Origin of the sequence: Pedobacter sp. P26 (genome assembly GCF_050632135.1) — a bacterium.
Classification (GTDB): domain Bacteria; phylum Bacteroidota; class Bacteroidia; order Sphingobacteriales; family Sphingobacteriaceae; genus Pedobacter.
This window is the reverse complement of record NZ_CP192574.1, coordinates 2,821,836-2,843,819: the sequence shown is the minus strand read 5'-3', so window position 1 is coordinate 2,843,819 and position 21,984 is coordinate 2,821,836. Positions and strand designations below refer to the sequence as shown.

Below are 21,984 nucleotides of genomic sequence, written 5' to 3'. Positions count from 1 at the left end.
ACAAAATGCCTCACTAACGAATCAGTAAATCTAATGTAGATGTGTTTTTTTATCGTTAAACCAGGGTTAAGTAAGTAAATTGGTTCAATTAAATTCTTATAGTCTGTAGCCTGGGGAAGAACCTGAAAGCACCCCTATGTATAGTGCAAAACTGGTAAAGTCTGTGTTACTATTAAAGAATCTGGCATTTTACACAATAAATGAAGCCTGAAGGCTGCTGATAAGCAAGAAATTCTTATAAGATGATGCCTCATTTTGGTGACGTTTCGGCTTATAAGATGGTCTGAAAATCTTTGAGCTGAAAGCTGAGCATACTTAAATTAAATTTCTGATTTCATCAGATTTCAAATTTTTGCTGTTTAAAGTCTTCACAAACAAAGCTCTATTAGAAGAGGAGTATGAGCTGACAAAATTTGGTGTAACGCTTTATTCTTTTGCTTAAAGCTATGCCGGGTGGGGAGCAGAAACCGCAAAAATAATAAGCGCATAAAGGTTAATGGACTAATGGGAATGAGAAATATTGCTGAACGGCACTGCCATTTGAGGAAGCAATTTTTATAGTAGGTTACCTTTTAAAAATTACATATAACTTTTTTAGGCTTAACTAATCTGGGGCAACGCAAGCTAATACTTTCAGCTAATGTACAAAAGTTCAATAAAAATTGCTAACGTTAAGCTATGCACAATCGCTGCTTATCTTTGATCAGTGAGCTGAACAATTTATCTGGTCAGATCAATCGTTTTGCAAAAAACTGCCTGAAAAAATTATCAAAGTCCTTTTTGTAACTTCTGCCTACAGGAACCGTAAATTTCCCCAGCAGAATCTCATTGTGGTTCGCAGCCGTAACGGCATTTGGATTGATCAGAAAAGAACGGTGGATCCTTACAAATCCTTTGTTTCGTAAACTGGTTTCCATGTCAGAAATAGAGGTTTTAGAAACCGTCAGGATATCATTGGTAAGAATGAGTTTAACATCATTTCCATTACTTTCGAAATAGAGAATGTCATTTATTTTGATCTTTCTGTTAAATCCTTGGGCTTTAAACACAACAAAATCAGGAATATCCCTTTCTGTATTTCTTAATATTCGGTAAACCGATTTAAAGAATCTTTCGAAAGTAATGGGCTTCAGCAAATAATCTACGGCTTCGAGTTCGAATCCGTCTATAGCGTATTCTCTAAATGCAGTAGTAAATATGGTCATGGGCTTTTTAGTCAGGGATTTTACAAATTCTATCCCATTGAGGTCCGGCATCTGGATGTCCAGGAACATCAGGTCTACTTCATGGTTTTGTAACAGTTTATATGCTTCAAAAGCATTTTTCCCTTTTGCCACAAGTTTCAGATCTTCAATTTTAGAGATATGATTTTCGAGAAGCTTAACAGCTAAAGGTTCATCATCTACAATAATGCAATTAATCATGATTTCTGGGGATTATTATTTCAACTGTAAACCAATTGTTTTTATTGGTTATTTTCATTGAATATTGATCCGGGTAATAGGAGCGCAGTTGTTTTTCCACATTCTCCAGACCTATACCCTTATTCTCTCTTCTACCGGAATTTTCTTCAAATACTGAATTTTCCACTTTAAAAACAGAATAATCAATAGTGGTTATTACCGAAATACGAATATCAATATTTCCGCCTGTTCTTTCTGCACCATGCTTAAAGGCATTTTCAACTAATGACAAATACAGTAGTGGGGGAACTAAATTCACAAATTCAATATTTTCAAATTTGGTAATACTTAAACGTTCGTCATATCGCAACTTTTCGAGTTCAATGTAGGCATCAATTATTTTAAGCTCATCAGAGATTCTCACCAGCCTCTGCCGCCCCTTATACAGAATATAATCCAGGATGTCGGAAAGCCGGCTGATCGATTCCGAGGTATAACTGGAATTGACGATAGATAAGGAGTAGATATTGTTGAGTGTGTTGAAGAGAAAATGGGGATTGAGCTGCGATTTCAAAGCGTTCAATTCGAGTTCAGCTTTCTCTTTCTGAAGTTGCACCGTGTTTTGTTTCTCATTCTTATAGCGTAAAATATACATGATTGAGATAAATATGAATGCGCCCGAAAGAATCGGAATAATATAACAGATCAGGAGGTATTCTATGTCTGTTACAATCTCTATGATACTGTTCTTTGGATAATTGGCAAAAAATGGCTCCGCGAAGTAAACAATGAATATACGGTTGAGCACTCCCAGAACATAGACGGCGAATAAAAGACAAACTGAAAACAGCACATATTTTTTATGGTCGAAATATTTCCTGATCAAAACGTAGTAAATAAAATTAGCTCCAACGATCTGAAATATTACGTGGCAGATGCCATAATAGAAGAATTCTCTAAAATCAGATTCTCCGCACTCACCATAGTTCCTGGCAGTGCCAAACATCAATAATGCCAACCAAAATAAAGTTTGGTAGCCAATTTCTTTTCTAATTCTTGCGTTCAGCAGCTTATTCACAATACCCCAAAAATAGAAATTAAGTAGTTCTTATCCGTTAAACCTATTTAAACTACAGGCATTGGGTGGCCAACATCATGTTCTTGCGTTTAAATAACGATAGGTACATTGTAAATGATAAACCTTGCATTCTGCATAACAACCCATAAAACAATTGAAAATAGATTGAATTTTACAGAAAAAACAAATGGATAGAGAAAGATTTTATGGCCTGGATCACTTGCGAGCCATCGCTATACTACTGGTACTCCTGTACCATTACAGAATGTTTGAGCATCCGGCCTGGGTAGATACCATCGGCTGGGTTGGCTGGACAGGGGTTGACCTCTTTTTTGTATTGAGCGGGTTTTTAATTTCCTGGCAACTGTTCAGGGAGATCAGAGAACATCAAAATATTAAATTGAGAACTTTTATCACCAAAAGGTTTTTCCGGATCATCCCGCCTTACGCATTTACTTTATTACTGTACTTCTGTCTTCCCTTTTTCAGGGAGAGAGCGAGTTTACCGCCGTTATGGAAGTTCATCTCCTTTACTCAAAATTATGGCCTGGACGTTTTTAATTATGGTACTTTTTCTCATGCCTGGTCTTTGTGCATCGAAGAGCAGTTCTATCTGTTTTTGCCATTGGTGCTGTTATTTCTTCTCATTGCAAAGGCAATTAACTACATCAGAGTTATCATCCCGTTATTGATCATTATTTCCATTATCCTACGCTATTTCTCCTGGACAGAAGATGTTTTTCCAGATATCAACACCAATGATTTTTGGAGAACGTGGTATATGAAAATCTATTATCCTACCCATACCAGGCTTGACGGATTAGCCATTGGTGTATTGATCGGTTATCTGTTCAGTTTTTCGCAGAAGTTTAAGGCAGCGGTTGACAGTTACGGAAATCCACTGCTTCTCACCGGCATGCTGGCAGTCGTGTTGTCGCTGTGGTTTTGTAAAGACCAGGTCTCTGAAAATACCTCGTTTTTTGGCTTTACCTTAATAGCAGTCAGCTACGGGATCCTGCTGCTGGGTTCGATTTCAAAATCATCTGTTTTAAGCAGGCAAAAATATCGTATCACATCACAACTGGCGGCGCTTTCTTATTCCGTTTATCTTTCACATAAGGGGATCATCCACATGGTACAGTGGTTACTTAAAAAAGAAAATATTCCTACGTCAGGAAATGTTGCTCTTTTTATATGCTTTACGGCATGTATCATCACTGGATTATTTTACCGCCTTGTGATCGAAAAACCGTCAGATCAAGTTAAAAATCTAATACTACACCATAAAAAACAACTCCAATGAAAACAATTATGATCACATTATTCATCTTGTTATCCCATTTCGCAAACGCACAGGATACCACTCACGAGAAGGTCAATATCGAAAAGGTCGTCCAACATTTCAGGCAAAGCATCATCGAAAAAGATACTACACTTTTTAACCTATTGTTCCACGAAAATCCAGTAGTATGGATTGGTGTAGTTAAAGATCGCACGCAAAAGAAAAGGCTGGAGCTAAATCCGGCAGATACCACTAGCTTCTTCAGAGACAGTTACGAGCGTTTCTTCCAATACATCATGAAAAGCGGAAAGAAAGAAGAAAAATTCGGAAATATTAAAATCATCAATGACGATGTGATAGCAAGTGTAACCTTCGATTATTCATTTTGGAACGAAAATGCAATAACAAATTGGGGTAGTGAGTATTGGCAGCTGATCAAGGTCAAAGGCAAATGGAAGATCGTAAGCGTCATTTATTCTTATGAACTGACTGAATTTTATCCCAAGCCCTTATAAAAAATAAACATGGTTTAGAAAATTTATTTGAAACCGGTCTTTTTGAGCGCAGAATACTAACAGGTTTTACAAGAGCGATAAGTTTTACATAATAAATGAAGTCTGAAAGCTCCTGATAGGCAGGAAATTCTTCTGAGATGATTGCCGGTATATGTTCATTTTGGTAAACGTTCCGGCTTATAAGATGGCCTGAAAATCTTTGAGCTGAAAGCTGAGCATACTTGAATTAAATTGTGATGTCTAAAGTTTACACTTGCAAGCTCCATTAGATGAGGAATATGAGCTGACAAAATTTGGTGTAGCGCTTATTCTTTTGCTTAAAGCTTTGCCGGGTAGGGAGCAGAAACCGCAAAAAATAATAAGCGCATAAAGGTTACTGACTAATGGGAATGAGAAAATATTGCTGAATGGCACTGCCCTGTTCTATACGCAAAGACCTTTACTAAATTGAAAGGAGAGATCGTTCTTTTGCCACCTGTTTTACTCCGCCTACCTTGATCTCTTAGGGAGAAGTATCGTTGAAGAAATTCTTTAAATCAAAAAGCATTATTTTACTGTTTTTTTCAACTTATAAAAATTAAGTAAATTGCAGATGAAAGTGAATGATTTAGACCTGAGCTTTCAGAATGTAAAAGAAGTGCTTCCTACCATGATAAACACCTTACTTAATAACATACAAAATCTGATCAGCCTAAGCGAAGAAGAAAAAGATATTGTAACCGCTCTGTTCAGGGAGAAGACTTTCAAAAAAGGTGACTTCTTTTTAGCAGAAGGGCAAATTTGCAAACAGGTTGGATTTGTTACTAAAGGATTGATGAGATATTACATCAATCACGACGGCGAGGAAAAGACCTATGCCTTCTCTCAGGAAAATCAGTATGTATGCAATTATGAGAGTTTTCTTCCCCAAAGCCCATCTTCTAAGATTATTCAGGCTTTGGAAGACTGTGATGTTTTTGTAATTTCGCATAGAAATCTGCAACTACTTTATGCAAAAGTTCGCGAAGGTGAACGCTACGGCAGAATTGCCATCGAATCAGTTTTTTTACAAATACTGAAGGACATTAATTCATTTTATACGGAAACACCCGAAACCCGTTACGAAAGATTTTTACATAACCACCCGGATTTGCAGCAAAGGATTTCGCAATACAATATCGCCTCATTTGTTGGCGTAAAGCCTCAATCACTAAGCCGCATCCGGAAAAGAATTTTCAATAAAATTTAATTTGTTAACCCAGGTGCATGAAAGCCGGCCGGCAACCTGATAATTTTGTGTCATTATTAACAGTAAAGCAAATTATTATGACAACTAAAATTTCTTATGCCATCGCGTTTTTATTAGGTCTTGGAATGGTCTTTCTAGGCTCCCGCTTTTTTTGGTCTCCCGAAGCAGCAACAGCCGGGTACGGTATCCGTTTTAATGCACAGGGAGATTATTCATTTCATTATATCAAAGGGATCAGGGATATATTTTCCGGCCTGGTCATTTGTGCTTTCGTCTTGCTGAATGAGCGCCGTGCACTTGGCCTTACATTATTGACAGGAACGATAATTCCACTTGCAGATATGCTTATCGTGCTGGGCAAAAGTTATAACAGCATGTTTCAGGCATTGCCACATATTACTGCCATTGCCATTTGCACCGTATTCGGGATCATTTTATTAGCTGCAAAACCCCAGTCAAAAAAGTTATGAAAACATCAGGATATATCAAACTGATCAGTTCAGTCGAGATTAATGATAAAAGCGTGGCGGAGCTGAATATACTTCCCGGAGAAAAGACACCCTGGCATTATCATACATTATTTTCAGAAACATTTGCAGTCCTTAAAGGAAGCCTTGAGGTTGGGAAAGGTAAAAACATCCTCCATTTAAAGCAGGGAGATACGGCAACCATACTGCCTAATGAGAAACATTATTACCACAATGTTTCCGGCGAAGAATGCATTGTAACCACAACAATTAATCCGGGGAATAAAAACTTTGAAAATGCCCTATATATTTTAAAAGGACTAGCCAATGATGGTTTGGCCACCACCGCAGGAACACCTAAGAGGTTTACAGATTTAGTGCTGTTTGTTTACCTAAGCAACTCCAGAATGGTTGGCCTTCAGAAAATGGCTGAGCCCGTGTTTAACATCTTTGCAAACGCTGCTATTAAAAAAGGAAAACTCAATAAATTAATACAAAAGTATGGTAACCGAACACAATAAAATGTGTATTCATCCCCAAAATTTATCTTTATTACACTTTAATTTTTACACGAACCCGCTGCTTTATTACACCAAAGCCTGTATTATTAGAAAATGAAAAAATAAATCTCATTCAGTGTCGTAAAACATCCAATTTAGCACTGTCCAGCCCTATGCAAAGCACCACCCAACGTAGCTTTCTGCTTTTATCAATGTGTTGCACCTTCGTTTTAACTGTGTGCTTTCCAGCTTATGCTTTTGCTGCTGAAGCTCTTGCCTGGTTTGCTGTTGCTCATGGATGACGCGTCGTTTATTGGCCTTTCCGCTTACCATAACTTTTTCGGCCATTCCTTCGAAACCCTTTTTCAGCACTGTAGAGAAATTTCCCCAATGGTGTAATTTGCACTACATATTCGCTATTACTGGTATCGAGCCGTAAGGTGTTTTCTTTCGCCCAACTTTGCTGGTTGGTTTTTTCGTCGTTATAAGCTGTTCAATTGAAACTCTTGCGTGTGCAGCGTCTTGTTGCTTTTTAAACTTCCGCAAGCCGTAATGACCTCGCTACAGTCTACCAATAGGTTTAACTTAATTTTCATTATCCGCTCCTTTCTTATTGGTCCAATCGGCAAAGTATTTGATAGCTTTTAGTGGCTGCCGTTTCCGGTCCCCCCATCGCCTTCCCTGCTACCCGCAATATTGGTATTCCCTCCGATGGTAATGAGCCAATCGCCTTCCTCCCGCTCCACCTGGAGCGCAATGGCCAACGCGCTCCAGGTGGCTAAAGTAAATACCGAATACTACTGCGGGGCTTAACTGTTGGGTACGTTTACTTAACGGATATTTATTTTAGAAAAGATTTCAAATATTCATCCTCAGAAGTCCATTCTATTGCACCATAATTTTGATTGTCTAGCTTTGGATGTTGCGTAGTGAACATCGAGTACATGTATTGTGCCTGTTGCCATTTGGCATACAATTCCTGCTCACCAGAAGGATTTTCTGACCTTTGTTTTTTAATGTTTGCGGAAAATTCATACAGGTCTGAAAGTTTTTGCAAGGTAAAATCCTGTCCGGTAATCGCTTCAACGCTTCCTTTCAACATTTTTGGGCTAATTTGAAAACTGGCAATGTGTAAATCTCTCTGACTTTTATCTTTCAAAGCTACTGCAGCGGTAAATGCCGCCGTGTTTTCCATTGTTGTGAAATCAAGTTTCCAATCTGCTTTATCGCCCCAATAGGCAACAGATTTATTTTTAAGGTTTAAAATCGGGGTGTTGTATTTCAGGATATCAGCAAACGCGCCGTTAAAAATGGAGGTAGGCTGAATATCTTTTTCGTCGATATAACTTCTAAAAGTTCTCCGAAGATCAAAATTTCTGTTTTCTCCAGGTATTAATAACTGATAATCAGTACAAAAATCAGATGGAATAAACCGTTTAACTCCAGCAGTAATGGCACCATCCAGAAGTGCTTTTTGAGTATCGATTATCACGTCGGCAAGTCCGGCCAGAGCAGAAACCACGCAATCTATTCCTTTACAAGTTTTGACAACATCCGAAATTTTATTGAAATCTACTTCAGTTACAACAGCCCTCATTTGAGTGAGTAGTTTTATCTTTTCGGAATCACTTTCTTTCCTTACCAATGCAACCACTTTTGCGCCCTGGCTAAGTAAAGCTTTACAAATCATTAAACCAAGCTGACCTGTAGCACCTGCTACTAAAATATTTTTTTCATTCTTTTTTATTTAAGCGTTTAAAAAATTATAGATGGCTTCAATTACCTGCCAGGGGGTTTCTTCAAACATATAATGACCACCTTTAGAAAGAGCGACTAAATGCACGTTTTGGCAAAAATAAGGCATTGCCACCTGCATAAACTGATAACTGACATTGCTGCCAATTCCTAACACGGGCATTTGAAGTTGCTGATAGGTTTTCGAATCCTCAATATCCTGTCCAAATGTCTGATACCAGGCGTTTGACGTTCTAATACTCTCTCCATCATTATAAGCTTCAGCGTAAATACTACGCTCCTTTTCAGTCATTTTGGTTTCGTCTATCATTACATAATCAAAAAGCCAGTCAATGAGAAAACGGAAACGACCTTCAAGAATCTTTTCAGGCAAACCTTTCACCTGATTAAAACCCATCCACCAGGCATAGGGCATATTGGCATCCATTTTTTCATCAAAAGTTCGGGGTGCAGGTAATAGCGGCATCTGCATCATGCCTTCGTTGGGGTGCAACCCGTCAGCTACAATCAGTTTTTCCACAACTTCGGGATGATTGAAAGCCAGGCTCATCGCAACCATTCCACCAATATCGTGACCAATGATGGTTGCTTTTTTCAAACCCAGGGAATATATTAATTGTCTGATATCGTCCGCCATCGTCTTTTTATCATAACCACTTTCCGGCTTATCAGAAGTACCCATCCCTCTGATATCTACCACGATTACACGGTGTCTTTTAGAAAGTTCAGTAGCAATGTTTCGGTAAGAATACCATGTCTGCGGCCATCCAGGAAGACAAATTAACGTTTCGCCGGCGCCACCGTCTGCATAATGCAGGCAAACCCCGTTAACTTCTGCATAATGATTGCTAAATCCCGGGAAATCCTGAATGAGCTGTTCGTCTGAAAATTTTTGCTTTGCTGTTCCACTAGATATTGTCATTGATTTCTTTTTAAATTGATGCAATCAAATGTACGGCAACGAATCTGTGGCAAAACTACCAAAAGGTAGAAAATGAATTACCTGATGTTTTTTCTAATGCGGCTAAGTGCATTGGGTGTAATACCCAAAATAGCGGCAAGCTGTTTTACCGGAATTTTCTGTACCAGTTCACTGCTTTTAAGAAATTGCAGATAGCGCTCTTCTGCAGTCAAAGTCTGGAAATTTAATAATTGATCAACCATTCTGGCTGTTGTAGCTTCCCATATCTTGCGCCCGAATTCTTCCCAACTGCTCAGATGGGCATAGAGAAAATCCATATCTTTCTTATTGATGACGATCAACTCAGTCTCCTCGATAGCCTCGATGTTAAACCGGGTAGGTTTTTGCGGATGAAGGCTGGATATTTCAGTGAAAAACTCATCTTTTAAACAAACCCAGGTGGTGTTTTCCTGCTCGCCAGATGCATTATAAAACCGCAGTCCGCCAGATATGATGAAGTAATACTGATTGGCAATCTGTCCGCATTTTAACAAAAGCTTACCCTTTGGAACCAACTTCCGTCTGCATTTTGATTGGACCAATTGCAAATCCTGTTCATCTATAGCCACTACTCTTTTAACAAAGGTTACAAATTGATCAATTCCCATTTATTTACCGGACTTCAGAAAATCAAAAGAAGCCGCACAAATTTAGTTAAACTAAAACAGTAGTAGTTGATTTCAAAGAGAAATTCTCCCCGGTTGTGTATTTCTGTGAAAGTATTCTTCCCCAATTTTGGTATTTTTATGATAATATGGACAAACCAATTCTATTAATACTTTCTCGCCAATTTGCTAATATACAGGCCGGCAAAACTTTACAAAAATTTGATTTCCAAACAGATGAGCTCAATTTACGCTGGTTTCTCTACTAGTTGCGCTTTTAAAAATCAAATCATACTCACAATTTATCTCCAATCCTCAATGTTAAAGCCCAAGTTATAAACAAAATACACAACAGGCATAGATCGGCATGTACCACATCAGTTTCCCAAAGTGTATTTTGAATAAGGTAGATTTGACCCTCATCACTAAGCGTTTTTGGCTTTTTCATCCGCCCAGCCAGGCTTGCCTAATGTTTTGAGCAGTTACCTCTGATGCGCTCATATTCATTGATAAAACAAATATCGTATTAATACCCAGTACCGGGTATTTCAGTTCATCAATGTTTTAATAAAATTAGAGGAACAAATCAAAAATTACCTTAAACTAAAATGTGATGAAAATTTTTGCAATTAAAACAGTTTTTCTTGCCGCTTTTATATGTTCAACTGGTATTAACAAAACCACTGATCACTTAGTTTTTAAAAGCGACAAAGGAGCACACTCAAACAGCATTAATGAAAAACATGAACCTGAAACCCAGACTTTTTATGGCAGCGCCGTAACAACGAATAATTGGCATAATGTAACTGGTATTGAAGGTCCGAGAGATGAAAGTAAATTGCGGGTTTTTGCTGGCGCAGTCTGTGAAAAATATACGCTTAGCGTCTCCGCCCCTAAAGGCTGGCATTTTATGAAAGATGCCGTACCCAGGGTAAATTGTGTAAAAAATGACCAGGGCGCATTTGAATGGAACAGATTTGACGTTGCTAAGGACAGGGTCTATCAGAATTCGAGGACGTCAAATTATATTGAATATTCGGTTTGGGCGGGATCAAGGTCGATTGAAATAAATCTGGCCTGTGAGGCAGTTAAAGACTAACTGCAACTATCAATCTAAGCCTTATCGCCTGAACGTAAAGCTTTTCTATCGACAAGCTTTACGTTATAACCCTGTAGAGCCAAACAATCCAGGTACCATAGTAAAAAGTTACTTACCCGGTTTGCCAGCAAAAAGCTTGTTGAATGGTTATTCAATACTTTACAGCCAGGCTGCGAAGAAAATATTTTTGTTCTGGCAGGCTGGATTTTCAAAGGCGGCCGGCAAGAGGATAATAATCCATGGAAAACATACATTGTGAGAAAGAGATTTCGCATCCGGATCAAGCTTCTTTTCAAAATCGATCACCTCAGAAATTTTGCACTGTTTTGTACAAACACTTTCCCGAGCAAAGCCTGCCCTACTACAAGAAAAGATTTTGAACGCTAATATTATTATTATTCTCATGGTATATAGCTACAGTGTGGATTCTAAAAAATGCGGTTTATGTCATTTCCAGAATGAAATGATGCTGAAAGCTTCATGATGGTAACCTGAAAATTATTCTTTTGGCTTAGAAATATATACCTTATTCTATGAGTTGGGACTCTGGTAACATAGGGCAAAGCTATATAATGATTAGAAATTGCGTTATACATTAACACATCAACCTGTTTGTTGGAAAGCACTTTATCGGGACAGATTAACCCGCCAAGGCTATCAATTTTAGCCAGATTAGTTAAATCTCCTTTGGTGCTACTTGCACCACATTTTGGTAAAGCAGGTTAAGAGACTATTGTAACGATCAATTAAAGCTTTATCAAAGGAGATAGATTTAACGTTATGGCCTGATTTTTCGAAGTTCCTTACATCCCATTCATATTCAATGTTATTGGTAACAGAAACTAGGCTCATGCATGAGCTTGTTCGCTGCCTTAAGGAATGCGCCTGCTGTGTTTCAGCAGGTATTAGATCATTTTTTTCGGGTGAAAATAAAACCTTCAAGAGACATTCAAGACCCGGCACCAAAGAAAAATGGAAAATAAAAAGCATAATATTAAAAATTAAACGCCTGGACAAAAACCAAAAACCATTCGGCTCAAAAGATTGTACTAGCTATAAGTTTTAAGTAATCAATATGAAAAAACAGAATTTCTTCGAACGGATTTCCACTCAGATAACCTGCTGGACAGGAAGCTCCTGGGCCTTTACCCTCGCATTTGTAACTATTATTTTATGGGGCGTAAGTGGCCCCATATTCCATTTCTCGGATACCTGGCAACTGGTAATCAATACCGGAACAACAATTGTGACCTTCCTGATGGTCTTCCTGATCCAGAAAACCCAGAACAAAGATTCGAAAGCCATGCAGTTAAAACTCAATGAACTGCTGGCTGCCAGCCGCCATGCCAGCAACCGGATGGTAGATATAGAGGATCTTACCGAGTCAGAACTGGACACGATCAGACGATACTACCAAAAACTTTCAGATGTAGCTGAGCAGGATGATGACATCCATAAATCCCATTCCATCGATTCAGCCGAGAAACTTGCCGAGAAAAAACAGGCACCTTAAATCCCAAGCCAAAATAAAATCATTTAATGAGCTAATTTCTTTTAATCAATCAACCTATGTCAGCACGTTCCGATAAAATAAAAGCATTCAACAAAAATCGATTGCCATCAATAGTCAAGCTTAAATACAGTGCAATGTTGGAAAATGCATTCAGGTTCTACCGCGGCACCTGCCACCTTTTCTACGAAAGGATAGCTTCCCTTAAAACAATGCCAAAATCCCCAATCGGATGGATCAGCGGCGACCTGCACCTGGAAAATTTTGGCAGTTATAAAGGTAATAACAAACTGGTGTACTTTGATCTCAACGATTTCGATGAGGCTGTAAAAGCACCGGTGCTCTGGGAAGTTGTGCGTTTGGTAACCAGTATCTTTATCGCTTTCCAGACCCTTGAGATTGATGGGGAGCAGGCAATGAACATGGCTGCACTATTCCTGAAAAGTTATGGTACCACCCTGGTCGGTGGAAAAGCCATGGACCTGGATCCGAGGACATCTAAAGGCATCACCGGCGATTTTTTAAGACGTGCGGAAAGAAGTTCTACAAACGATCTTTTACAGAAAAGAACATTAAAAAAAGGGAGAAAGCTGCAGCTTGACACAAGCGATGAACGGCACTTTAAACTGAAAAAAGAATTGAAAGTCCAACTGATCAGCCACATGGAAAAATGGCTATCAAATAACAGCGACAGCCCATATAATTACCGTGTTAAAGATGTGGTGTACCGTCTTGCCGGCACGGGAAGCCTTGGGCAGAAACGTTACCTGTTCCTGCTTAAAAGTATGCGTAAAAAAGACCGCTACCTGCTCATCGATATGAAACAGGCCTATCCATCCTCCATATCGCCCTATTTTGATATTCCCCAGCCCAAATGGGAAAATGAGGCGCAGCGGATTGTTTCGGCACAAAAACGCATGCAGCATGTTTCAGCATCCCTGCTATCTACCGCGACATTCAAAGGCGAAGATTATGTGATTCAGGAATTGCAGCCTGTAAAAGATACCCTCAAGTTTAAACTTATAAAAGAAGAATACCGTAAACTTTACCAGGTGATCGACGACATGGGCATGCTTACTGCATCCTCACAACTCAGGAGCTCGGGAATGGATGGTTCTGCCACAAAAGATGAGTTGAAAGCTTTTGCCATCAAAACAGGATGGCAGAAACAAATCCTGAACATAGCCACCGAACAAGCCGCCCTGGTATGCGCAGACTATGGCGCTTTTCAGCAGGATTATAGAAACGGCGCTTATGAAAACCAGCGGGAAAACCAGAAGAAAATGGAACCGGTACTGGATTAATTGTGTTGCAATCCACTTTTTCAAATTATTTTATGATGCCCCGAACTATCCTTGCTGAAGAGAAAAGACCAGAATTTATGAAAACGGAGAATTTATATATCAAAAACCTAAAAAACTTTATCAGTGGCGAGAAGTTATACATGCAATATGACGAAAAACGGGGAATGGGTAATAATTTTAAATCAAGGAATAATTATCCGGAAGGAATCCAGTTCGGTTTACCACTAAAGGGAAACAGCAGGGAATGAAAATAAGAAAGCGGGAAAAACCAAAGGCTCTTCCCGCTCATCTAAATTAACGCTCTCGGAATATAAACGCCATCGCCGGCAATTTGTTTTGTGCGATTTAAAAAAACCAAACTAGTCTCTCCATCCAAGTCCCGGTGCAACGTGCTCCAGAATGGCAGACAGCAGATGGATATTGTAATCCACGCCCAAGGTATTTGGAATGGTCAGTAGTACCGTATCCGCTTCCTGTATTGCCTCGTCGGCAGCCAGTTCCTTTATCAGCTGATCGGGTTCAGCGGCATATCCCCGACCGAAGACCGCCCTTTGGGTTGGCTCGATATAGCCAAAACTATCTGTCCCTTTCCCCTGCTGCCCGAAATAATACCTGTCCTGATCGTTCATCAGCGCAAATATTGAACGGCTGACAGAAACCCTTGGCTCACGATCATGTCCCGCTTTTTTCCAGGCTTCCCTGTACAGCCTGATCTGCTCGGCCTGCTGGATACTGAAGGGCTTGCCATTTTCATCAAACTTTAAAGTAGAACTCTGCAGGTACATTCCGTTCTCTGCCGCCCAAACCGCAGTCGCATTGGAAGCGGCTCCCCACCAGATGCGCTCTCGCAGGCCCTCGGAATAGGGCTCCAGCCTTAACAGTCCGGGCGGATTGGGAAACATTGGATTTGGATTAGGCCTTGCAAAACCTTCGCCTTTCAGTCTTTCCAGAAATTCCAAAGCCTTTTGCCTTCCCATATCAGCATCGTTCTCCCCATCCTTTGGTGCAAAACCGAAATACCGCCAGCCTTCGATTACCTGCTCGGGCGAACCCCTGCTGATGCCCAGCTGTAATCTCCCACCAGAGATGAGGTCGGCTGCACCAGCATCCTCCACCATATATAAAGGGTTTTCATAGCGCATATCAATAACGCCCGTTCCGATTTCGATCTTTGAAGTCTTCGCACCAATTGCCGAAAGCAGCGGAAAGGGTGATGCCAATTGCCTTGCAAAATGGTGTACCCTGAAATACGCTCCGTCAAGGCCGATCTCTTCGGCTGCAACAGCAAGATCGATGGATTGCAGCAAAGTATCACTAGCGGTACGCGCCTGATACGAGGGATGTTCCGACCAATGCCCGAACGATAAAAATCCGATTTTCTTCATTTCAATATTGCTAAATCCAAAGTTACCATTACTCCTATGGCGCAAAGGTCATCGTGTAGTCATAACCTTTAACCCCTTTAGCAAACAATAGCCCTGGCTAATTGTTCCAGAATCAGTTATGTCAAGAAGAAAACAGGTACGGTCAAAAGAGCAGTTTGCTGCTGCGCTCGAACTGGAAAGAGCAGGCGATAATGCTGCCGCATTAAAACTCTACCGGAAATCTGCAATAACAGATCCTGCCAATTCCCACGCGTGGAACAGGCAGATGGTGCTTTTGCGCAAAACGAAATCAAAAGAAGATGAGGTCAGGCTCATTAAACTGGCCATAGCCAAGTACCGGAAATCGCACGAAACCAAACAACAAGATTGGCTGAAAGAAAACCAGGCCAAGGCAGACAGCACCCGGGAACTGGCCCATGTACTCGGTCTTTTAGAACCAACAGGCCTTCCAAAAAGCAACGACACCATCATCGGGAAATGGCAGACCAGGCTGTACCTGCTTGAATACCGCATCAAAAATTCACGGAAGAAGAAAATCTCGTTAAAAAAGCCTGTAAGCAAATCGCTAAAAAGTGCAGCTCCTGCACCTAAAAAGCTTAAGCAAAAGGCCGCTACTAAACCCAGGCTAGCAAATAAGAAAGCGGGAAAAACCAAAGGTCCTTCCCGCTTATAAATTAACGCTCACAAATACTTTAACGCATAGCTATTTCATCCCCGCAAAAAAACGAAAACTACTTGTCCGAATATTTCTGTTCCAGAACCTCGATCTCCTTTAAGGCTTCGGCAATACCGTTGCGCTGGGTGGTCAATAAATTTAAATGGTCAGAATGGAGTTCATTGTCCTTTATGACCATGTCATACTTTTCGAGTGCTGCTTTTTCACCAGTCACGACTGCACTTAACAAAGCGGTCTCGCTTTTATCGGTCAGCGCTTCCTTGATATCGAGCCAGGTTCTATGGATCGCTCCCAGTATTCCACCCTCTTGGTTATCCGAATTCACGCCATGTTTTTCCAGATGTGCCTTCAGCTCGTTTTCATACAAGGCACGTTCTGCAACATATTTCAAAAATACTGCCTTTAGCTCCACATTATCAGTGGATTCTGCTGCTGAACTGTATCCTTCTTTTCCATCGTTGATGATGGATACCAGACCCTTTAGGTCCGAAATGATCTCTTGATTATTTTCCATGATAAATGATTTTTCTAACAAACAGCAACTTACCGTATAAGGTTTTAGCAAAATCACACAAGCAATAAAAACATAACACTAAGCCGACATGTTGCTTAGTTATGTCAGCAGAAAGAAAACCATCCTACCTTGATTTTGATAGCGAAAAATACCCGTGGAAGCAGGACATCGATTATAAAGACAACCCCGAAAAATACAGGGTTGGCAAGGGTGAACAGGGCGTTCTAATCTGCGAGCCCTATAAATCTGAGATCGGCCAATTCTGGAGGTTCAGGACCCCAGAGCTTGCAAAAGAAAGCAGTGAAAAGATATTTGAAATATTTAGTAATTACATCCGGTCAAATGATTTTGTGGGGGCAGACATGGCAAGAAAATACCTGCAGATGGGATACACCCGCGCCAGGCGGTATGCCAATTACAAAGGCGGAAAAAAATACGACAAGGAAAAAGATTATAAGGCACTGGAACGCGGCACCGGATCGGCAGAAAAAGCACAATCGGCTGAAATTTTCTACTCCGCCTACAGACTGGCAGAGGCACACCCGATCTATAAATCGCTGAAAGCAAACTGGAAAAAACGGCTGGGATAACAAAGCTCCCTAACAGGGTATAAACCAACAAAAAACTCAAAGCATTTGTCCTACAAACCCGCACTAAAAGTCCCTGATACAACAGCCTTTACCAGGTAAATGCAATCGTCATTTCAGCCGGAGGCACGATCAGCGTGGAAAGTCAGATTAGAAAACGCCCGATATTCAAGCTTCCAAAATCCTGGAGGTTCCGTTTCCTGCGGTTCGTCCACGTAACTTTTATCCAGTAACTGAACGTCAAATGCCTGCATATTGCTCTTTCTTCCTTAAACACAAATATTTTCCTGATTGTTTTCAGGAATATAATTTCTGTTCGTCGGTATAATAACTGGTCCTTCCGCGTATTTTTTCGGACTTCACGGCCTCCCCGGACGGGGACTTCTCAACCTTTGCGCCATGCACCTTCATGAAGTCACGCAACTCGCCGCGAAGCTCATCCCCGTTCTCTTTTGCGATAGCTGCAATCGCTTCTTTCAAAACCGCCCCCAAGCTCTTAAACAATTTCTTCACGATTTTTTCAGGTATGGCCGAGCTGACTGAAAACGGGGACACCCCGGCATCCCACAGGATCTCATCAGCGTATGAATTACCAATTCCTCGCATCTTTTTCTGGTCCATCAGCACCTCCTTCACCATTTTCTTGCTCTTGAAAAGCACTCCGCCAAAATAATCCTCGTCCATTTCCAGCACATCTGGTGCCTTGGCAACATCGGGATTTAAGGTAGGTGTTGCCGCACGCAACATATCTACGACCACAAATCCATCGCCTCCAGAAAAATGAAAAGCAAGGATGGTATATTTCGGAAGCTCCGAATCTCTCTTTAATGCCCCCAGTTCTCCCCTAAGCATGAGATGAACCTGTAAAACTTCTTTACTGAAGTGAAAGTGCAAAGTTTTTCCATAGCGCAAAACCTTCGAAAGCTTTTTACCTTCGAGTTTTGTCTTGAGCTGTGCAGCAGTCACGTTCAGCTTTTTCGCCATTTTCACTTCCAACTCCTCCAGGGTCTTTCCCCTGAACCGGCGCGAGATGATCTGCGCAAATACTTCCAAGTCAGGTAGTTCAGCCATAACAACTTTTAAGATTAAACGCTCAAATATTTTTTGATCTCCCTTACCGAACTCCCGTTCAGGACGATCGCTGCTTTCAGATCTTCTCCAGAAATCTGAAACTCCTTCGCCCAACGGACAACAGATCATCTGCATTGATTTCTCTGTGCTCCGAGCCATCATCGAAAGGCTCCAGCGTATCCGAATCATCCTCAATTGGGTGGCATTCGATGATCGGGATATTTTCCCCGAAACCAAAATTATCCTTGTTGTCTTCCATAATCATCTATTATAAACTCTTTTGGTTGTATTTGTCAAGTCCCATAACTAGTTGATTTGCAGAAATGAAACATTGTTCAGGCTCAAAAAGTTTTAGGCCAAATGCTCAGCAAATACTAATAGGTATCCCTAACGATCTGACGCAGCATATTCAGGTTGGCATGCGCCTCTCCCATAGTATTATTGAAGTACACGAATACCTTCTTGCCCTCTGCCAGCCACCCGGTTACATAACTTGCATACTCATACAATACGTCGTCAGAGTAGCTTCCCCTATAGTTCCCTCCCGGACCATGGAACCTGAGGTAGATAAAATCCGGATGGCTTTCCCTTACAGGAGAACTGGCAGGCGACTTATCATGGATCACCATACCAAGCCCAAACTCATCCAAAAGCTCGTATACCTCATCTATGTATAAAGAAGTATGCCGAAATTCCAAAGCGATCTTCCATTTAACAAAAGGATCATTATGCCTAAGCACCGACATTAGAAAGCGTAGCTGCGCAAAATGAGAAATCCTTACGCTTGGGGGGAACTGTACCAAAAGACAACCCTTTTTCTCTTCAACATGCGAAATGACCGAAAAGAACCTGGACACGACCTCTGGATCAAAGGCCAAATCCTTATTATGGGTAATCTCCTTGAAAAGCTTAAAGGTAAAACGAAATTCTCCGGGCACATCCGCCGCCCACTTTTTCATCGTGGAAACCTGCGGCACCTTATAAAAGGAGGAATTAATTTCGATAGAATCCATCAGCGAGGCGTAATAGCACAGCCGGCTCTTTTCCCGGAATTCTTCCGGGTAGTGCAATTTATTGGGAACCGGTAACAGTAGCCCGCTGGTACCCGAGTAATAGTTTTCAAAGGCGATGTCCATATTTTCCCAACAACTGGGACAGAAAATTGTTGAATGGGCAGATCAGAAGAAACAAATCCTGTCCGAATGTTATTTATCCCTCACCTAAAGTAAAACAACATCCTGACAGAACATAATCCGCCCAATCCTGAAAAGGAATAAATTAGAACCAGTCCGGGGATTTGAAGGACATTATACATGAGAAAAGAACAAAAAATCACTGAACAGTTTTAAGCATGCTTACAAATGCAATAATGAATTCTCATTAGGCTATAAAAGTATCGGCTTGTCTTTTCTCCACCCAAAACACCAATCTTTTCCATATTTTATTTTTTACTAACATTAGCATTATGTTTAGTATTAAATTATAAAGCGAATTAAAAAGGTTAATAATTCTAGCAATTAATATGGAGACTAAAAGCGAATTGGTGCATAAACTGCAACAGGATATCATGATGTGGCAGGGCTTTAAGCCTGCTGCTGCCGGTAAGGCGGAGCGGATTGGCCTTGGTGCTATTGAGGATGCTTTTCCCGGTGGTGTATTTCCAAAAGGGGCTATCCACGAGTTTATTACTGTTTTTCCGGAAGATGCTGCTTCTGCCTGGAATAACCTTTTGGAGGAAAAATCGGGCAGATATTTTGCCAGCGTCTTATAGTTCATCGCGAAGAACGGGATAAACAAATTGATATTGAAACGCTTCAACTAATTATCAGACAAATAGGAAATATTAAAAAATGAATAATACCTAAATTAAAAGATATTATTCATTTTTTATTGAGCATTATCGCTTACAGCGATTCAGAATTACCATTTACGAAAATTGTTACTGAATAATCATGTTAATGGTTAACCATCTTCATTGCCCCTTCGCTGTACCGCTCGCCGATTACCGGATATTGCTTAATCAACCCATCAATTGCTACAAGATCTGTGCTGGTGAGGTTAAATTCAACTGCACCAATATTTTCTTCCAGGTATTTCCTTTTCTTGGTTCCCGGAATTGGAATGATATCATTGCCCTGAGCCAAAACCCAGGCCAGGGCAAGTTGGGCAGGCGTGCAACCTTTGTTTTCTGCAAATGCAGTAAATTCTTTAATGAGCTTATTGTTATTGCTTATATTTTCTGGTTGGTAGCGTGGTAATGTTCTCCTGAAATCATCTTCGGAAAGAATATTTACATCAAGTGTATTGGTGACCAAACCCCTTGCCAGCGGAGAATAAGGGATAAGTGAAATCCCGAGTTCGCGGGTAGTTTGCAATATACCGTTCTCTACATCCCTTGTCAGCAGCGAATATTCGCTTTGAAGTGCTGCAATCGGGTGTACGGCATGCGCTTTTCTGATAGATGCCTCCGAAGCCTCGCTCAGACCGAGATAGCGTACTTTGCCTTCTTTAACCAGATCGGCCATTGCCCCCACAGTTTCCTCTATCGGGATATTCGGATCTACCCGGTGAGCATAATACAAATCGATTGTGTCAATTTTAAGCCGCTTCAGGCTCTGTTCAACTGCTACTTTTATCCAGGCGGGAGAACCATCAAAATAGGTGCCCGCGGCACTGCTTGGTCCGGCAACTCCATCTTTAAAACGAAATCCGAATTTAGTTGCAATAAATACCCTGTTCCGGTTAGGCACCAGTATTTTAGAGATCAATTCTTCGTTAGCGCCATTGGCATACATATCCGCCGTATCCCAAAAATTGATGCCCAGGTCAAGTGCTTTTTCCAATGTTGCTAAACTTTCTTTGTCATCTGTAGGGCCATAAGCAAAGCTCATACCCATACAACCCAGACCGAGCGCAGACAGCTGCTCGCCGGTTGTTCCAAGTTTTCTGTATTTCATTATTGTCAGATTTTGTTTCTCAAAGGTATACAGCGAATCTTTAACCAGACTTATAGGTATCAAACAGATCGTTATAATATTCAAACAGTCTGTCGTAATTGAGTTGGCGCCAGGCCGGCGTGCTTTTTAAAAAACAAAGTAAAATAGGAAGGGTATTCAAAGCCCAGGCTGTAGGCAATATCTGAAATGTTCCAGTCCGTATGCTGTAATAAAGCTTTTGCCTCCCTAATGATGCGGGCTGCAATATGAGCGGTTGTGGTCTTGCCGGTCACCTCCTTTACTGAACGGTTAAGGTGATTGATGTGTACAGACAGGGCAGTAGCATAATCCACAGGATTTTTCAGTTTTAGTATAAGCGCAGGAGAATCAATTGGAAACTGCCTTTCCAGCAATTCAAGAAATAGAGCCGAAACCCTTGAAGACGCATTGGCATAAGTATGAAAATTAGTAGTCGGGCTGTTTTTCATGGCCTCATGGATGATCAGATGCAGGTGACTTCGCAAAACGTCATACTTATGGAGATAGGTTGAACACATCTCTTTCTGCATTTTTTGAAATATAGTAGAGAGCTCGTTCAATTGCACCTCATCAGGAAAGAAAATCGGATTACCACCAATGCTAAACAGAGGTGAATCCCGCAGATTGCTCACCCTTTCGCTGTGCTGAATGAAATCTTCGGTAAACAGACAGTACCATCCCGACTGTTCCTCCGACTCAGCTTCCCATGAATAAGGTACAACCGGATTTGAAAACAGCAGTGCCGGGCGGTCGATCTGAATCCACTTATCTGCGTAATATATCTTGCCTTTGCCTATAATCAGGGACACCTTGTAGAAATCCCTGCGGCTGTAGGGACTTACAACGGCGCAGGTTTCTCTGCTGAACACATTGATATGACCAATACCCGCATTGTCCATCGGAACATCGGTAGGCGAATGGCCTGGAAGCCTGCTGTAAAAATCGCTAACACTTTCTGTTTGTTTCACGATGCTAATTTATAAAAATCAAACAAACTGTTTATAAGTCTTCTTTTATAGTTGTGTAAATACTATAAACCAAAAGATAAACTTGTGTATAAAATAATTGG

27 protein-coding genes are annotated in these 21,984 nt (G+C 40.7%); 13 read left to right on the top strand and 14 right to left on the bottom strand.

Annotated features, from left to right (window positions below; genetic code table 11):
* Positions 1 to 728 precede the first annotated feature (728 nt).
* Positions 729 to 1,424: a LytR/AlgR family response regulator transcription factor gene (locus ACQ86H_RS13245; RefSeq protein WP_138821496.1), complete on the bottom strand. Its 696-nt coding sequence runs from the start codon at positions 1,422 to 1,424 to the stop codon at positions 729 to 731.
* Positions 1,417 to 2,481: a sensor histidine kinase gene (locus tag ACQ86H_RS13240; RefSeq protein ID WP_431295139.1), complete on the bottom strand. Its 1,065-nt coding sequence runs from the start codon at positions 2,479 to 2,481 to the stop codon at positions 1,417 to 1,419. The genes ACQ86H_RS13245 and ACQ86H_RS13240 overlap by 8 nt, the downstream gene beginning before the upstream one ends.
* A gap of 187 nt (positions 2,482 to 2,668) precedes the next feature.
* Here ACQ86H_RS13240 and ACQ86H_RS13235 point away from each other — a divergent pair, with 187 nt between their 5' ends.
* The 5 genes from ACQ86H_RS13235 to ACQ86H_RS13215 all read left to right on the top strand — a co-directional run bounded on the left by ACQ86H_RS13235 (position 2,669) and on the right by ACQ86H_RS13215 (position 6,494).
* The gene (locus ACQ86H_RS13235) at positions 2,669 to 3,784 is read left to right on the top strand and encodes an acyltransferase family protein (protein WP_431295138.1); all 1,116 of its coding nucleotides are present in this window, start codon (positions 2,669 to 2,671) and stop codon (positions 3,782 to 3,784) included.
* Complete coding sequence (locus ACQ86H_RS13230; RefSeq protein WP_431295137.1) at positions 3,781 to 4,278, top strand: hypothetical protein; 498 nt, start codon at positions 3,781 to 3,783, stop codon at positions 4,276 to 4,278. The genes ACQ86H_RS13235 and ACQ86H_RS13230 overlap by 4 nt, the downstream gene beginning before the upstream one ends.
* Before the next feature lie 592 nt (positions 4,279 to 4,870).
* Positions 4,871 to 5,506 (top strand): Crp/Fnr family transcriptional regulator, encoded by a 636-nt coding sequence (locus ACQ86H_RS13225; RefSeq protein WP_431295136.1) that lies wholly within the window; start codon positions 4,871 to 4,873, stop codon positions 5,504 to 5,506.
* A gap of 77 nt (positions 5,507 to 5,583) precedes the next feature.
* The gene (locus tag ACQ86H_RS13220) at positions 5,584 to 5,976 is read left to right on the top strand and encodes a DUF4267 domain-containing protein (protein ID WP_431295135.1); all 393 of its coding nucleotides are present in this window, start codon (positions 5,584 to 5,586) and stop codon (positions 5,974 to 5,976) included.
* Positions 5,973 to 6,494, top strand: a complete 522-nt coding sequence (locus tag ACQ86H_RS13215) for a cupin domain-containing protein (RefSeq protein ID WP_138821501.1) — start codon at positions 5,973 to 5,975, stop codon at positions 6,492 to 6,494. The genes ACQ86H_RS13220 and ACQ86H_RS13215 overlap by 4 nt, the downstream gene beginning before the upstream one ends.
* Positions 6,495 to 7,314: 820 nt before the next feature.
* On the opposite strand, the gene ACQ86H_RS13210 is transcribed toward ACQ86H_RS13215, so the two are convergent.
* The 3 genes from ACQ86H_RS13210 to ACQ86H_RS13200 all read right to left on the bottom strand — a co-directional run bounded on the left by ACQ86H_RS13210 (position 7,315) and on the right by ACQ86H_RS13200 (position 9,797).
* On the bottom strand, positions 7,315 to 8,163 hold the full coding sequence (locus ACQ86H_RS13210; protein WP_431295134.1) for an NmrA family NAD(P)-binding protein: 849 nt from the start codon (positions 8,161 to 8,163) through the stop codon (positions 7,315 to 7,317).
* Between the two features lie 57 nt (positions 8,164 to 8,220).
* Positions 8,221 to 9,150, bottom strand: a complete 930-nt coding sequence (locus tag ACQ86H_RS13205; RefSeq protein ID WP_431295133.1) for an alpha/beta fold hydrolase — start codon at positions 9,148 to 9,150, stop codon at positions 8,221 to 8,223.
* A 77-nt stretch (positions 9,151 to 9,227) separates the two neighbouring features.
* Complete coding sequence (locus ACQ86H_RS13200) at positions 9,228 to 9,797, bottom strand: Crp/Fnr family transcriptional regulator (protein WP_431295132.1); 570 nt, start codon at positions 9,795 to 9,797, stop codon at positions 9,228 to 9,230.
* Positions 9,798 to 10,407: 610 nt separating this feature from the next.
* On the opposite strand from ACQ86H_RS13200, the gene ACQ86H_RS13195 reads away from it, so the two are divergent.
* A complete protein-coding gene (locus tag ACQ86H_RS13195) occupies positions 10,408 to 10,893 on the top strand; it encodes a hypothetical protein (protein ID WP_138821509.1) in 486 nt (161 codons plus the stop codon).
* A gap of 693 nt (positions 10,894 to 11,586) precedes the next feature.
* On the opposite strand, the gene ACQ86H_RS13190 is transcribed toward ACQ86H_RS13195, so the two are convergent.
* Entirely contained in the window at positions 11,587 to 11,745 is a 159-nt protein-coding gene (locus ACQ86H_RS13190) for a hypothetical protein (protein ID WP_431295131.1), read from the bottom strand.
* Between the two features lie 2 nt (positions 11,746 to 11,747).
* Between ACQ86H_RS13190 and ACQ86H_RS13185 the strand changes: the two genes are divergently transcribed.
* The 4 genes from ACQ86H_RS13185 to ACQ86H_RS13170 all read left to right on the top strand — a co-directional run bounded on the left by ACQ86H_RS13185 (position 11,748) and on the right by ACQ86H_RS13170 (position 13,955).
* Positions 11,748 to 11,876: a hypothetical protein gene (locus ACQ86H_RS13185; RefSeq protein WP_431295130.1), complete on the top strand. Its 129-nt coding sequence runs from the start codon at positions 11,748 to 11,750 to the stop codon at positions 11,874 to 11,876.
* Positions 11,877 to 11,968: 92 nt separating this feature from the next.
* The gene (locus tag ACQ86H_RS13180; protein ID WP_431295129.1) at positions 11,969 to 12,406 is read left to right on the top strand and encodes a low affinity iron permease family protein; all 438 of its coding nucleotides are present in this window, start codon (positions 11,969 to 11,971) and stop codon (positions 12,404 to 12,406) included.
* Between the two features lie 56 nt (positions 12,407 to 12,462).
* The gene (locus ACQ86H_RS13175) at positions 12,463 to 13,707 is read left to right on the top strand and encodes a DUF2252 domain-containing protein (protein ID WP_431295128.1); all 1,245 of its coding nucleotides are present in this window, start codon (positions 12,463 to 12,465) and stop codon (positions 13,705 to 13,707) included.
* A 32-nt stretch (positions 13,708 to 13,739) separates the two neighbouring features.
* Positions 13,740 to 13,955 (top strand): hypothetical protein, encoded by a 216-nt coding sequence (locus tag ACQ86H_RS13170; RefSeq protein WP_431295127.1) that lies wholly within the window; start codon positions 13,740 to 13,742, stop codon positions 13,953 to 13,955.
* A gap of 111 nt (positions 13,956 to 14,066) precedes the next feature.
* Here ACQ86H_RS13170 and ACQ86H_RS13165 read toward each other — a convergent pair whose 3' ends face one another.
* The gene (locus ACQ86H_RS13165) at positions 14,067 to 15,092 is read right to left on the bottom strand and encodes an LLM class flavin-dependent oxidoreductase (protein WP_138821512.1); all 1,026 of its coding nucleotides are present in this window, start codon (positions 15,090 to 15,092) and stop codon (positions 14,067 to 14,069) included.
* Between the two features lie 118 nt (positions 15,093 to 15,210).
* Between ACQ86H_RS13165 and ACQ86H_RS13160 the strand changes: the two genes are divergently transcribed.
* Positions 15,211 to 15,765 (top strand): hypothetical protein, encoded by a 555-nt coding sequence (locus ACQ86H_RS13160; protein ID WP_138821513.1) that lies wholly within the window; start codon positions 15,211 to 15,213, stop codon positions 15,763 to 15,765.
* 58 nt (positions 15,766 to 15,823) lie between these two features.
* Here ACQ86H_RS13160 and ACQ86H_RS13155 read toward each other — a convergent pair whose 3' ends face one another.
* On the bottom strand, positions 15,824 to 16,282 hold the full coding sequence (locus tag ACQ86H_RS13155; protein WP_431295126.1) for a PA2169 family four-helix-bundle protein: 459 nt from the start codon (positions 16,280 to 16,282) through the stop codon (positions 15,824 to 15,826).
* 101 nt (positions 16,283 to 16,383) lie between these two features.
* Here ACQ86H_RS13155 and ACQ86H_RS13150 point away from each other — a divergent pair, with 101 nt between their 5' ends.
* Positions 16,384 to 16,872: a DUF4385 domain-containing protein gene (locus ACQ86H_RS13150; RefSeq protein WP_138821515.1), complete on the top strand. Its 489-nt coding sequence runs from the start codon at positions 16,384 to 16,386 to the stop codon at positions 16,870 to 16,872.
* 294 nt (positions 16,873 to 17,166) lie between these two features.
* Here ACQ86H_RS13150 and ACQ86H_RS13145 read toward each other — a convergent pair whose 3' ends face one another.
* The 4 genes from ACQ86H_RS13145 to ACQ86H_RS13130 all read right to left on the bottom strand — a co-directional run bounded on the left by ACQ86H_RS13145 (position 17,167) and on the right by ACQ86H_RS13130 (position 18,953).
* Positions 17,167 to 17,940, bottom strand: coding sequence for a DNA-formamidopyrimidine glycosylase family protein (locus ACQ86H_RS13145; RefSeq protein WP_431295391.1), 774 nt, complete (start codon positions 17,938 to 17,940; stop codon positions 17,167 to 17,169).
* A 14-nt stretch (positions 17,941 to 17,954) separates the two neighbouring features.
* On the bottom strand, positions 17,955 to 18,020 hold the full coding sequence (locus tag ACQ86H_RS13140) for a hypothetical protein (RefSeq protein ID WP_431295390.1): 66 nt from the start codon (positions 18,018 to 18,020) through the stop codon (positions 17,955 to 17,957).
* Entirely contained in the window at positions 18,017 to 18,199 is a 183-nt protein-coding gene (locus tag ACQ86H_RS13135; protein ID WP_138821517.1) for a hypothetical protein, read from the bottom strand. Before ACQ86H_RS13135 ends, ACQ86H_RS13140 begins: the two co-directional genes overlap by 4 nt.
* A 115-nt stretch (positions 18,200 to 18,314) precedes the next feature.
* Entirely contained in the window at positions 18,315 to 18,953 is a 639-nt protein-coding gene (locus tag ACQ86H_RS13130; protein ID WP_246862792.1) for a DUF72 domain-containing protein, read from the bottom strand.
* 509 nt (positions 18,954 to 19,462) lie between these two features.
* On the opposite strand from ACQ86H_RS13130, the gene ACQ86H_RS13125 reads away from it, so the two are divergent.
* Positions 19,463 to 19,711, top strand: a complete 249-nt coding sequence (locus tag ACQ86H_RS13125) for a hypothetical protein (protein ID WP_138821519.1) — start codon at positions 19,463 to 19,465, stop codon at positions 19,709 to 19,711.
* 184 nt (positions 19,712 to 19,895) lie between these two features.
* Here the strand turns inward: ACQ86H_RS13125 and ACQ86H_RS13120 are convergent, their stop codons facing one another.
* Positions 19,896 to 20,897: an aldo/keto reductase gene (locus tag ACQ86H_RS13120; protein WP_138821520.1), complete on the bottom strand. Its 1,002-nt coding sequence runs from the start codon at positions 20,895 to 20,897 to the stop codon at positions 19,896 to 19,898.
* A gap of 80 nt (positions 20,898 to 20,977) precedes the next feature.
* Positions 20,978 to 21,883 (bottom strand): helix-turn-helix domain-containing protein, encoded by a 906-nt coding sequence (locus ACQ86H_RS13115; protein WP_138821521.1) that lies wholly within the window; start codon positions 21,881 to 21,883, stop codon positions 20,978 to 20,980.
* Positions 21,884 to 21,984 lie beyond the last annotated feature (101 nt).

Excerpts from the sequence above, each read along its gene's own strand:
- ACQ86H_RS13245 (WP_138821496.1), bottom strand. The coding sequence starts at position 1,424 with ATGATTAATTGCATTATTGTAGATGATGAACCTTTAGCTGTTAAGCTT.
- ACQ86H_RS13235 (WP_431295138.1), top strand. The coding sequence starts at position 2,669 with ATGGATAGAGAAAGATTTTATGGCCTGGATCACTTGCGAGCCATCGCT.
- ACQ86H_RS13230 (WP_431295137.1), top strand. The coding sequence starts at position 3,781 with ATGAAAACAATTATGATCACATTATTCATCTTGTTATCCCATTTCGCA.
- ACQ86H_RS13225 (WP_431295136.1), top strand. The coding sequence starts at position 4,871 with ATGAAAGTGAATGATTTAGACCTGAGCTTTCAGAATGTAAAAGAAGTG.
- ACQ86H_RS13220 (WP_431295135.1), top strand. The coding sequence starts at position 5,584 with ATGACAACTAAAATTTCTTATGCCATCGCGTTTTTATTAGGTCTTGGA.
- ACQ86H_RS13215 (WP_138821501.1), top strand. The coding sequence starts at position 5,973 with ATGAAAACATCAGGATATATCAAACTGATCAGTTCAGTCGAGATTAAT.
- ACQ86H_RS13210 (WP_431295134.1), bottom strand. The coding sequence starts at position 8,163 with ATGATTTGTAAAGCTTTACTTAGCCAGGGCGCAAAAGTGGTTGCATTG.
- ACQ86H_RS13205 (WP_431295133.1), bottom strand. The coding sequence starts at position 9,150 with ATGACAATATCTAGTGGAACAGCAAAGCAAAAATTTTCAGACGAACAG.
- ACQ86H_RS13200 (WP_431295132.1), bottom strand. The coding sequence starts at position 9,797 with ATGGGAATTGATCAATTTGTAACCTTTGTTAAAAGAGTAGTGGCTATA.
- ACQ86H_RS13195 (WP_138821509.1), top strand. The coding sequence starts at position 10,408 with ATGAAAATTTTTGCAATTAAAACAGTTTTTCTTGCCGCTTTTATATGT.
- ACQ86H_RS13190 (WP_431295131.1), bottom strand. The coding sequence starts at position 11,745 with ATGAGCCTAGTTTCTGTTACCAATAACATTGAATATGAATGGGATGTA.
- ACQ86H_RS13185 (WP_431295130.1), top strand. The coding sequence starts at position 11,748 with ATGAGCTTGTTCGCTGCCTTAAGGAATGCGCCTGCTGTGTTTCAGCAG.
- ACQ86H_RS13180 (WP_431295129.1), top strand. The coding sequence starts at position 11,969 with ATGAAAAAACAGAATTTCTTCGAACGGATTTCCACTCAGATAACCTGC.
- ACQ86H_RS13175 (WP_431295128.1), top strand. The coding sequence starts at position 12,463 with ATGTCAGCACGTTCCGATAAAATAAAAGCATTCAACAAAAATCGATTG.
- ACQ86H_RS13170 (WP_431295127.1), top strand. The coding sequence starts at position 13,740 with ATGATGCCCCGAACTATCCTTGCTGAAGAGAAAAGACCAGAATTTATG.
- ACQ86H_RS13165 (WP_138821512.1), bottom strand. The coding sequence starts at position 15,092 with ATGAAGAAAATCGGATTTTTATCGTTCGGGCATTGGTCGGAACATCCC.
- ACQ86H_RS13160 (WP_138821513.1), top strand. The coding sequence starts at position 15,211 with ATGTCAAGAAGAAAACAGGTACGGTCAAAAGAGCAGTTTGCTGCTGCG.
- ACQ86H_RS13155 (WP_431295126.1), bottom strand. The coding sequence starts at position 16,282 with ATGGAAAATAATCAAGAGATCATTTCGGACCTAAAGGGTCTGGTATCC.
- ACQ86H_RS13150 (WP_138821515.1), top strand. The coding sequence starts at position 16,384 with ATGTCAGCAGAAAGAAAACCATCCTACCTTGATTTTGATAGCGAAAAA.
- ACQ86H_RS13145 (WP_431295391.1), bottom strand. The coding sequence starts at position 17,940 with ATGGCTGAACTACCTGACTTGGAAGTATTTGCGCAGATCATCTCGCGC.
- ACQ86H_RS13135 (WP_138821517.1), bottom strand. The coding sequence starts at position 18,199 with ATGGAAGACAACAAGGATAATTTTGGTTTCGGGGAAAATATCCCGATC.
- ACQ86H_RS13130 (WP_246862792.1), bottom strand. The coding sequence starts at position 18,953 with ATGGATTCTATCGAAATTAATTCCTCCTTTTATAAGGTGCCGCAGGTT.
- ACQ86H_RS13125 (WP_138821519.1), top strand. The coding sequence starts at position 19,463 with ATGGAGACTAAAAGCGAATTGGTGCATAAACTGCAACAGGATATCATG.
- ACQ86H_RS13120 (WP_138821520.1), bottom strand. The coding sequence starts at position 20,897 with ATGAAATACAGAAAACTTGGAACAACCGGCGAGCAGCTGTCTGCGCTC.